Source organism: uncultured Cardiobacterium sp. (genome assembly GCF_938028185.1).
Classification (GTDB): domain Bacteria; phylum Pseudomonadota; class Gammaproteobacteria; order Cardiobacteriales; family Cardiobacteriaceae; genus Cardiobacterium.
Genome location: NZ_CALJAH010000039.1, coordinates 1 through 1233 on the forward strand (window position 1 = coordinate 1; position 1233 = coordinate 1233).

General features: G+C 67.6%; 1 protein-coding gene. It reads right to left on the reverse strand.

Features of this window, described 5'->3' with window-relative positions:
* Positions 1–1175 (reverse strand): UDP-N-acetylmuramoyl-L-alanyl-D-glutamate--2,6-diaminopimelate ligase (locus tag Q0349_RS01450; RefSeq protein WP_298079017.1); only part of this gene is annotated, 1175 nt, incomplete at its 3' end.
* Positions 1176–1233: the final 58 nt, after the last annotated feature.

Genomic DNA, 1233 nt, shown 5'->3' on the forward strand with positions numbered 1-1233 from the left:
GCTTGTGCCATCAGCGGCCGTTTGCCCCGGTCGCGGTCGCCGCCGCAGCCGAAGATGCACCACAGTTTGCCCGGCACATGGGCGCGCACGCCTTGCAGGATGTTGGCGAGTGCCGCCGGGGTGTGGGCGTAGTCGATGATGGCGGCGGCGCCGTTTGTGAGCGGGATGCGTTCGGCGCGGCCGGGGACGCCGTGCAGCGCGGCGAGTTTGGCCGGGAGTTTGGCAAATGGCGTGCCGAGCGCGAGCAGGCAGGCGGCGGTGTTCAGGAGGTTGTCCACGTTGAAGCGGGCGAGCAGGCCGCTTTTGACGGCGACCTGCTCCGCTTCGGTTTCGAGGGTATAGGCGATACCGTCGGGACTTAACGCGATGTTGCGCGCGCGCAGGGTTTGTGCGGCGCGGGGGTGGCTGTTGTCGTGGCTGCTGACGGCGATGACGTGCGTGTCCGGGTGGACGCGGTTTTCGTCGAGCAGGCGGCGACCGTGCGCGTCGTCGATGTTGATGACGGCGACGGGCAGCGGACGTGCGAAGAGGCGGGCTTTGGCAAGAAAGTAGTCTTCCATGTCGTGATGGTAGTCGAGGTGGTCGCGGCTCAAGTTGGTGAAGACGCCGATGCGGAAGCGGATGCCGCCGACGCGGTGTTGCGCGAGTGCGTGCGAGGAGACTTCCATCGCAACTGTTTTTATGCCCGCGTCGCGGTATTGGGCGAGGTGCTGCTGGATGCGCAGCGGGTCGGGGGTGGTGTGGCTCGCCGCTTCGAGTGCGTCCAGCGTGCCGTAGCCAATGGTGCCAAGCATCGCGCCGCCGGTGGCTTGCGCGAGGAAGTGGACGAGCGAGGATTTGCCGTCGGTGCCGGTGACGCCGATGATGTCCAGCGCCTGCGAGGGGGCGTCATGGAAACGCGCGGCGATGTCGCCGAGGTGTTCGCTCAAATGTTCGCAGGGGATGGCGCCCGCAGGCGGGTTGGCGTAGGGCGGCTCATAGGCAATGGCGGCGGCGGGGAGATCGGGGGTGTAGTAGTCGAGCGCGTGATGGCTGACGCCGCGTGCGGCCAGCCACAGGGTGTCCGGCGTGAGCGCGCGCGAGTCGGTGGCAATCGCGGCGATGTCGCGGTCTTCGGCGACGGGGGCGAAGCCGCGCAGCAGTTCACTCAGTTTCTTCTTCGGCAGGGGTTTCATGCGGGGGCGCTCCTACGGAGTCGTTGTCTTCAAAGAGGGCGGCGTCGGCGACGAGGCC